We start from the raw sequence: 9,302 nt of genomic DNA on the forward strand, positions 1-9,302 counted from the left end.
CGGTGCTGATCAGCCAGCCATCGCCCTGCCGGGTCAGGCCCGTCACCTCGCAGCGGGTGCGGATGTCTGCCCCCCGGTCCGCCGCGTCGCGCGCATTGAGCACCACCAGCCGCGCATCATCCACCCAGCCATCTGAATAGGCAAAGGCGTGGGTGTATTGGGGTTTGAGCGGCGCGCCCGCCGGATGGTGCGCGAGCATGACGCTCTCAGCCGGGGGCAGGTGCTTGCGACCGCCGATATGGTCATACAGCCACAGGCCCAGCCGCAGCAGCCAGCGCGGACGCAGGCCGGGGCGGTGCGGCAGCACAAAGCGCAGCGGCCAGATGATATGCGGGGCAATGGCCCACAACACCTCGCGCTCGCTCAACGCCTCACGCACCAGTGCAAATTCATAATGTTCCAGATAGCGCAAACCGCCATGGATCAGCTTGGTCGAGGACGACGACGTGCCCTCGGCAAGGTCGCCGCGTTCGAGCAGCAGCACGCTGGCCCCGCGCCCGGCGGCGTCGCGTGCGATCCCGGTGCCATTGATGCCGCCGCCGATCACGGCAAGATCAAACATCGTGTCCATTACAGCGCCCAGTGCGCAAAGCCGAGCGCAACGCCGAGCGAGGCAATTGTGGCGGCCAGCACCGGCATCAGTGAGCGCCAGCCAAGCTCAAGCAGCAGATCGGTCCTGGTGCGCATGGCGGTGGCCGTGACCGCAAGCAGCAGCAGGGTCTTGGATGCAATCAAAGCGTTGGTCGCGGCTTCGGGCGGCAGGTCGATCAATGAATTGACCCCCACCAGCGTGAGGAACGCAAGAATGAAGCCCGGCAGCATCGGTACGCGCGTTGTCTTGCCTGTGGCGGCGATGGGCTGGGTTCGGGCGATCCATAACGCCGCCAGCGTCACCAGCGGTGCCAGCAGCGCGACGCGGGTCAGTTTTACAACGGTCGCCTGGGCGCCGGCCATGTCCGAAACGGCAAAGCCAGCCCCGATCGCCTGTGCCACATCATGGATCGAAGCCCCCACCAGAAAGCCCGCCTGCGCCTCGCTGAAGCCAAGCGCTTGTGTGAGCGCTGGATATGTGGTGAGCGCAATGGCACTGGCAGCGGCAAGGATGACAAGCGTCAGGGTAAATTGCGCTTGCTCGATACGCTCGCGTCCGATCACGCCATAAAGCGCCAGCGCTGCCGAAGCGCCGCAGATCGCGGTTGCGCCGCCAGCGAGCAGGCCAACCGAGCCGCTCTGCCCCGTCGCGCGCGCGGCCAGCAGCGCGGCGATGATCGCTGCCGACATGACCAGCGCAAGGCCAAGAAACGGCACGGCGCCCATCGCGCCGATCTGCATCAACGTCACCTGCAAGCCCAGCAGCACGATCCCGATCCTCAGGCCATGGCGCGAGGTGGCATCAAGCCCCTCATGCGTGCGCGGATCACCGGCAGAGAAGCTGAGCGCGAGGCCCAGCAGCAAGCCTGCCAGGATGATCGGCACACCATAATTCTGGCTGAGCCAGGCTGCGGCGGCGCTGGCAATCGCACAAATCGCAAAACCGGGTATATAGCGGGAAAGCGGTTTTCGCTCGGCTTGCGCAGGCGCTGTGTCAGCAAGCATGATCTCGCCGAACAGATCACCGGCATAAGCATCAAAATCGGGCCGCGCCTTGTCCGTCATGTCAGTCTGACCTTGCGCATATGGTACCGGAAAGCCCCTGTGCCCGATGTTCTGTCCTACGGTGTCAGAGTTCTAGACCCCGCTCCGCCCGAATGCAACCGCGACGCTCAGGCCGCCATCGCCAGAGCGCCTTCATCACGGCGGATGGTGGGCAATAGCCACTGGAACCACGCCAGCGCGATCAGATACGACAAAGCGGCAAAGATGAATAGCGGCACATAGCCGAACCCGGCATCGAGCACCCGGCCCGTCGTCAGACTGATGGCCACTCCGCCCATATTGCCCATGAATGCCCCGAACGCGGTCACTCGGCCGACCTTGGCATTGGGCACTACATCGGTGATTGTGGAGAAGATCGACAGTGAAAACCCCTGGTGCCCTGCCATCACCACGCCGATCATGATCGCGACCGGCCAGAATGAATCAAGCCCCAGCACCAGCGGCAGCGGCGCGGCGAGCAGCGCGGACACCAGCATCACTGTCTTGCGCACGCGGTTGACCGTCCAGCCGTTTTCCAGCAGCCGCGTCGAAGCCCAGCCGGCCAGCAACGCGCCAAGTCCCGATCCGGCAAAGGCAATCGCCAGCGGAATTGCCAGCTCCAGCGTCGTAAGGCCAAATTCCTTGCGGTAATAATCGGCCAGCCAGAAATTCATAAACCACCAGGTCATGTCGGACAGCGCCTTGGCCCCGACGATGCCCCAGGTCTTGCGATTCTTGAGGATTGGGCCGTAGCCCGGGGCGTCTCGATCCTCTGCCATCTGCGGCGTGTCGATGGTCCGCTGGTTCAGTTGGCTCAGCCCGCGCGCGAGCCAGGCCCATGCCAGCAGCGAGAGAAACCCGCCAATCCCGCCTGCGACCAAAGCGCCGCGCCAGCCGACGGCGAGCGCCAGCGCGGGGATCAGGAAAGGCATCGCAATCGTGCCTGCACCCGCCAGCATCGTGGCAAAGCCAAAGGCGAACGACCGCTGGTTTGGTGCAAACAGGGTCGCGACCGTCTTGATGGTGAGCGGGGTCTGGACCGCCTCGGTCACGCCAAGGCCCACCCTTGCGGCCACCACCTGCGTTGTCGTCACGGCCCAGCCATGCGCGATAGCGGCGATGCTCCACGCTGATGCGCCCACCTGCATCGAACGGTTCACCCCCAGCCGATCAACCAGCCAGCCGGTAAACAGAAACGCGAACGCTGCTGAAAATTGCGTGACGGCGGCCAAATCCCCGAAATCGCTGTCGCTCCAGCCGAAATCGTCCATCATGTCGGGCTTGAGGATGGCAATGATCGGGCGATCCATCGCGTTGAACACCCCCGCGATGCACAGGACCGTGAACAGCGACCAACGCAGGCGGCTGGACAGGGGCGAAGATTGTGCGGCCATGATTGGTTCCTAGCGATCAGAAAATTGGCAAGCCAGCCAGTACCGGATAAAGCGAGGGCCGCCAGATTGCTCTGGCGGCCCTCGTTTGATCATGCAACCGCAAGCCACAGCATTACATGCGGGCGCGCAGGCTGACCCCGAAATAACGGTCCGCATCGCGCGGGATCTGCAGCCGCTGACCGTTCGACACATTGAGCAGCACGTAGCTGTCATCCATGATGTTGCGGGCGTGGAACGTCAGGCGATATTTGTCTTCCACGTCCGAAAAGCCGATTGACGCGTTCCAGATGCCATAGGGAGCAATCCGCCCCTGTTCGCCCAGGTCGGAGAACTGACGGCCGACGTGGCGGAAGTCGCTATCGAGGTAGAACTTGATGCCGCCCAGATCCCGCTCATAGCTGCTGCCGAGGGTCCAGGTGAACTTGGGTGCCAGCGGCAGCTGGGTGCCGTTGCGGGCGTCCGGCGCGTTGGTCGCAGGGTTGGGGTTGAAGCGCTTGACCCGTGCATCGGCATAGGCACCGCTGGCGCGCAGCGTCAGCCCATCGACCGGCACCGCCAGCAGATCGATCTCGAAGCCTTCGCTTTTCACCGATCCGGCGTTGGTGAGGTTCGATACGACCGCGCCATTGAGCAACACGAAATTGTTTGCCTGGAAACCGTCATAGGTCACGGAGAACGCCGAGGCGTTGACCTGGACACGGTTGTCAAGGAACTGAGACTTGATGCCGATTTCGAACGCGTCCGAGGTTTCCTCGTCAATCGGTATCGCGTTGGTCGGCGCGGTGTGATTGAAGAATACGTTGAACGCAGGGCCCTTGTAGCCGCGGGTGTAGCTGCCGTAGAGCATCACGTCTTCGCTGGGCTTGAACTGCAGCGCGGCGCGGCCCGAAAGGTTGCCGTTGCTGATGTCTCCGCGTGAAGTGTTGGTGCCGTTGCCGCCCGAAGCGATCGTCCCGCCAGCCGGAGCGCCCGAAACACCGGGGCCGGTTGCCGGAGCCCCGTTGGTGGCATTGACTCCCGGTGCACGGGTGTGGGTGAAGTCAAGCTCATCCCAGGTGTAGCGCAGGCCGCCGATCAGCGCGAGCTGCTCGGTCAGGCGATAGGTGGCCTGGCCGAAGATGGCATAGTTGCGCGACTTGACGTCGCTGAACGATGTCGCGGTCGGGAACAGCGTGTTGACCGTATCGTTGACGTTGCACGGACGACCGCCGGTGATCGGGTCGACCGGCAGGGTCGAGGTGGCGCAGGTTATGTTGCGGCGGGTGAAATCCTGCTGGTTGTCCGACCCCCACAGAAAACCGCCGACCTGATAAAAGAACGGTTGGGACTGGTCTGAAGCCAGGCGGATTTCGAGCGACAGCTGCTCGGTGCGGACTTCGCCATTGTCGTGCAGCTGGCCGGTGCCGACGAGCGCGCGGGGCAGGAAGTCGCCCTCACGGATTTCGGTGTTCCGCCAGTTGCGATAGCCAGCCACCACGCTGAGCACATGGCTGGCGAACACATCGAAATCGCCCGATGCGGTCAGGCTCCATTGACGGTCGAGCGTGCGGGTGACGAGGTTGTGATTGACGAAACGCTGGTCTTCACCGAGCGCTATGCCGCCGGGCAGGCCAAGCTCGCGATCGAGCACTGCGCCACGGCTGACGCCGGTGACATCGGCGCAGCAATCATCGTCTGCCTCAAAATAATCGGCGATGAAGCGGAAACGCGATCCGCCCTTGTCGTAATCGACGATGGCGCGGGCGCCGTAATGCTCATAGCCGTTGATGGTGTCGCGACGACCACCGAAGATATTGGTGATGTTGCCATCGAAGGTGCCGTAGAAGCCGGTGAGGCGGCCGGTCAGGCCTTCGGCCAGCGGGCCGGAAAGCGATGCGCGCAGGCGATATTCCTCGCCCTCGAAGATGTCGGCGCGCGCTTCGGCCTGGAATGTGTCGGTGCCGCCCTTTGAGATGATGTTGACCAGACCCGCAGAGGCGTTCTTGCCGAACAAGGTGCCCTGTGGCCCGCGTAACACTTCCAGCCGCTCTGCATCGACCAGATCCATGAACGCCTGGCCCGAACGGCTGAGCACGATGCCATCGACCACGGTCGAGACGCTGGGTTCTGCCGCGACAGAGAAGGTGATAGTGCCGACGCCGCGCATCACGATTGCGCTGTTGGCGCTGGTCGTGCCCTTGCGGAAGGTAACCGAAGGAACGAGCTGGGTCAGACCCTCGAGGCTGGTCACGCCGCTGGCTTCAAGCCGATCTGCGGTGATTGCGGTGATCGAGATGGGCACGTCCTGCACATTCTCGGCGACTTTTTGCGCGGTAACCACGATTTCGGAGATGCCGCCGGGGTTTTCCTCGGTGGCATCCTGCGCGAATGCGGGCGCGCAAAGTCCGAACGACAGTGCAGTGGCGGACAGCGCCAGAACGCGTACAGACGGGTATTTGGTGAGCATCATGATCCCTCTCCCTGCGATAATGCGGTCGTAACGGGGCTTGTTGCCCCTTGGTGAGTTCGCCGCGATTGCCCCTTGATTTGCTATGCCTGTCTCGATATGTCAAGCGGTGTCATAAAAACAGGCAGAGGCTGCGGCCAATCTGCCACAGTCCCGCGTTCGGGGTGAGGAAAGCGCGTTGAAACTGCGGCTACAAGCCGATGATCACGGGTTTGATCTCCGCTTTGGTAATCAGCTGGTGTTGCGCCATAGCCGATCCTGTCCTGCGGTGGTCACGGCGCGCGGCAATCCTGAAATCCAGATGATTAGCGGCAATTTCCGCATTTCCGATCGTCCTGCTGACACCATCGCACCCGCCGGATGGCGGGCATGCGATCAGGGGGTCGAGCTGCTCGATGGCGACAGGCCCATGGTAAGGTTTGAACTTGCCGGAAATCTGCTGACGATGCGCAGCCTGAACGCTGGCTATGATCGCCTGTGTGTGCGTTTCCATGCAGAGCCCGGCGAGCATGTCTGGGGCGGCGGCGAGCAGATGAGCTATCTGGCGCTCAATGGCCGCAGTTTTCCCATTTGGACCAGCGAGCCGGGCGTGGGGCGCGACAAATCGACCGAGCTCACCCGGCTGATGGATGCCAACAGCATGGCGGGCGGCGATTACTGGAACACCAATTATCCGCAGCCGACTTTCCTCATCTCGCGCTGGCTGGCCGTGCATCTCGACGCCAGCTGCTACAGCGTTCTCGATTTCACCGATCCAGCAGCCCATGCAGTCGATGTCTGGAGCGATACCGCGACCTTCGAGCTGTTTTCCGACGATGGCCCGCAGGGGCTGGTCGCGCAGCTGTCAACGCGCTTTGGGCGGCAACCGGAACTGCCCGACTGGGCAATCGGCGGCGCGATTGTCGGTCTCAAATCCGGCGTATCAGGCTTTGACCGGCTGGAGCGGTTCATTGACGCAGGCGCTGCTGTGTCCGCGCTGTGGTGCGAGGACTGGGCCGGGGTGCGCGAGACGAGCTTTGGCCGCCGCCTGTTCTGGGACTGGCACAACGGTGCGCGCAGTGTGGATCGCTATCCTGATCTGGCAGCGCGGATCGAGGCGCTGAGCGAACGCGGCATCCGCTTCATGGCCTATGCCAACCCCTATATCGCGGTCGATGGTGACTTGTACGAGGAAGGGCGCGCTGGCGGTCACTTTTGCCTGATGCGCGACAGCGATGAGGTCCACCTCGTCGATTTCGGAGAATTTGAGTGCGGCGTGGTGGATTTCACCCGCGAGGCAACCCGCGCCTGGTTTGCCGAGCGCATATTGGGGCGCGAGATGCTCGACCTCGGCATGTCCGGCTGGATGGCGGATTTTGGCGAATACCTGCCGACGGATCTGAGGCTGGCTGATGGCTCAGATCCGATGGATATGCACAACCTGTGGCCGGTGCTGTGGGCCGAGGTCAACGCCCGCGCCATTGCCAGCCGGGGCAAGACCGGCGATGCTCTGTTCTTTATGCGCGCAGGATTCTCCGGGGTGCAGGCGCATTGCCCCTTGCTGTGGGCGGGCGACCAGTCGGTCGATTTCACCCGGCACGATGGCATCGGCACGGTCATCACCGCCGCGCTTTCCGCAGGCCTGGTGGGCAACACCTACAGCCATTCGGACTGCGGCGGCTATACTTCACTGCACGGTAATGTGCGCACCGCTGAGCTGATGCAGCGCTGGTGCGAGCTGGCAGCGTTTGCGCCTGTGATGCGCAGCCATGAGGGCAACCGCCCAGATGATAATCTGCAATATGACAGCAATACAGAGCTGCTCGCCTGTTTCGCGCGCTGGAGCCGCGTCCACGCGCACCTGGCCCCCTATGTCCGCCAGTTGTGTCATGAGGCAAGCCGGGCCGGGCTTCCCGCGCATCGTCCGTTGTTCCTCCACTATCCGCACGACAGCGCGCTCTTTGCGGTGCAGGACCAGTTTCTCTACGGTGCCGATCTGATGGTGGCGCCTGTGATCAGCGAGGGTGCGGCTGAGCGTCGGGTGATCCTGCCGGGCGAAGCGCCCTGGCGGCATGTCTGGACGGGGACGGACCATGGCCCCGGTATGCACGAGATTGCTGCTCCCATCGGGCAACCACCTGTGTTCTACCGACCCGACAGCGCCTTTGCCGCGCTGTTCGTGGGGCTGAAAGGGGTGCTGCACGGATGAGTGATCGGGCCAATATCAAGGACGTGGCAGCCAAGGCCGGGGTTGCGGTGAAAACCGTCAGCCGGGTCCTGAACAGTCACCCCTATGTCAGCGCGGAGACGCGGGGCCGGGTGGAAGAGGCGATGCGCGCGCTCGATTTCCGCCCCAGCGTGGCCGCGCGCATCTTGTCGGGCGGCAAGTCCAACCAGATCGCGCTAATCTATGACAATCACAGCCCTTATTATATGTTCCAGATCCAGACCGGCTGCTGGGATTTCTGCCGCGCCAACCACATCCGCCTGCTGGCACAACCGGTTGACGTCGCCGACCCCGACGTGGGAGAGCAGGTGCGCGGTCTGGTGACCGAAACCCATGTCGATGGCATCATCCTGTCCTCGCCCGTCACTGACTGTGACCCCGTGCTGCGCGCGCTTGAGGCGCTCGATGTTCCCTTTGTGCGCATATCGCCCGGCACCAATCATGCGCTGACCAGTTCGGTGTTCATGGACGATGCACAGGCCGCCGACGATATGACCACGCATCTGATCAACGCCGGGCATCGCCGCATCGGCTTTATCAAGGGCCACGCCAATCATATGGCGTCCGATGATCGCCTGTTCGGCTATCGCCGCGCACTTGACCGGGTCGGCATCCCGTTTGAGCCGCAACTGGTCGCCGATGGGGAATTCGATTTTGATTCCGGTGTAAACGGCGCACGGATATTGCTTGATCTGCCGCACCGGCCGAGCGCAATCTTCGCTTCAAATGATGACATGGCGGCAGGCGTTCTGGCAGTGGCGCATGATCGCGGCATTGTCGTTCCGGTAGACCTGTCGGTCGCGGGGTTCGACGATACCACGCTGGCGCGCACCGTTTGGCCGCCGCTGACCACGATCCGGCAACCCATGGCCGAACTGGCGCGAACTGCCACCCAAATATTGATCGCGGGCGGGGACATCACGCATCGCCGCCTGCCTCATACGCTTGTTGAGCGCGACTCAGTTGGCCCGCCAAAAAGGAACCCATTGCATGAGTGAACTTAGCCTGCCCCCCACCACGCGCAACCTGGGCCAGAGCGGCATTGCTGTCTCGCCGATTGCCTGGGGCATGTGGCGGCTTGCCGATGACGGGCGGAGCGTGCGCGACGCGGCCAGGCTGGTGCATGCGGCGCTGGATGCCGGGATCAGCCTTCTCGATACCGCCGACATCTACGGCTTTGACGGCACCGGCGGCTTTGGTGATGCCGAGGCGTTGCTGGGCGAGGTGCTGGCCGCAGAGCCAGGTTTGCGCAGTCGCATGGTGCTGGCCACCAAGGGCGGCATCGCCCCGCCGCTGCCCTATGATCAGAGCGCGGACTATTTGCGCAAGGCGATCGACGCATCGCTAGCTCGGCTGCAGGTGGACAGCGTCGACTTGTGGCAGATCCACCGTCCGGACATTCTCGCCCACCCGCAGGACGTGGCGCGCGCGCTGGATGATGCGGTCGCCAGCGGCAAGGTGCGCAGCCTGGGCGTATCCAACGTCACCACCCATCAAGTCGCGGCGCTCAATCATTTCCTCGGGCACAAGCTGGTCACCACCCAGCCCGAGATCAGTCCGTTGCGAATCACCTGCTTTGAAAATGGCGAGCTTGATCAGGCGATGATGCTCGGCATGACAC

The 9,302-nt window shown here is 63.2% G+C and carries 7 protein-coding genes; 3 read left to right on the forward strand and 4 right to left on the reverse strand.

What is annotated here, in order from left to right; genetic code table 11:
* The 4 genes from ACEW8G_RS05990 to ACEW8G_RS06005 form a co-directional block, all read right to left on the reverse strand.
* Positions 1-571: FAD-dependent oxidoreductase (locus ACEW8G_RS05990; RefSeq protein WP_373487529.1), on the reverse strand; the 571-nt coding region annotated here is incomplete at its 3' end.
* Positions 571-1,656, reverse strand: a complete 1,086-nt coding sequence (locus ACEW8G_RS05995) for a YeiH family protein (RefSeq protein WP_373487530.1) — start codon at positions 1,654-1,656, stop codon at positions 571-573. The genes ACEW8G_RS05990 and ACEW8G_RS05995, both read right to left, overlap by 1 nt.
* A gap of 107 nt (positions 1,657-1,763) precedes the next feature.
* On the reverse strand, positions 1,764-3,029 hold the full coding sequence (locus ACEW8G_RS06000) for an MFS transporter (protein ID WP_373487531.1): 1,266 nt from the start codon (positions 3,027-3,029) through the stop codon (positions 1,764-1,766).
* A 112-nt stretch (positions 3,030-3,141) separates the two neighbouring features.
* The gene (locus ACEW8G_RS06005) at positions 3,142-5,478 is read right to left on the reverse strand and encodes a TonB-dependent receptor (protein ID WP_373487532.1); all 2,337 of its coding nucleotides are present in this window, start codon (positions 5,476-5,478) and stop codon (positions 3,142-3,144) included.
* A gap of 175 nt (positions 5,479-5,653) precedes the next feature.
* On the opposite strand from ACEW8G_RS06005, the gene ACEW8G_RS06010 reads away from it, so the two are divergent.
* From ACEW8G_RS06010 to ACEW8G_RS06020, 3 genes are all read left to right on the forward strand, one after another.
* Complete coding sequence (locus ACEW8G_RS06010) at positions 5,654-7,663, forward strand: alpha-glucosidase (RefSeq protein ID WP_373487533.1); 2,010 nt, start codon at positions 5,654-5,656, stop codon at positions 7,661-7,663.
* Positions 7,660-8,679, forward strand: a complete 1,020-nt coding sequence (locus ACEW8G_RS06015; protein WP_373487534.1) for a LacI family DNA-binding transcriptional regulator — start codon at positions 7,660-7,662, stop codon at positions 8,677-8,679. Before ACEW8G_RS06010 ends, ACEW8G_RS06015 begins: the two co-directional genes overlap by 4 nt.
* Positions 8,672-9,302, forward strand: a 631-nt coding sequence (locus tag ACEW8G_RS06020; protein WP_373487535.1) for an aldo/keto reductase, incomplete at its 3' end; no start/stop codon positions are given. The genes ACEW8G_RS06015 and ACEW8G_RS06020, both read left to right, overlap by 8 nt.

Origin of the sequence: Blastomonas sp., assembly GCF_041747255.1 — a bacterium.
Classification (GTDB): Bacteria; Pseudomonadota; Alphaproteobacteria; order Sphingomonadales; family Sphingomonadaceae; genus Blastomonas.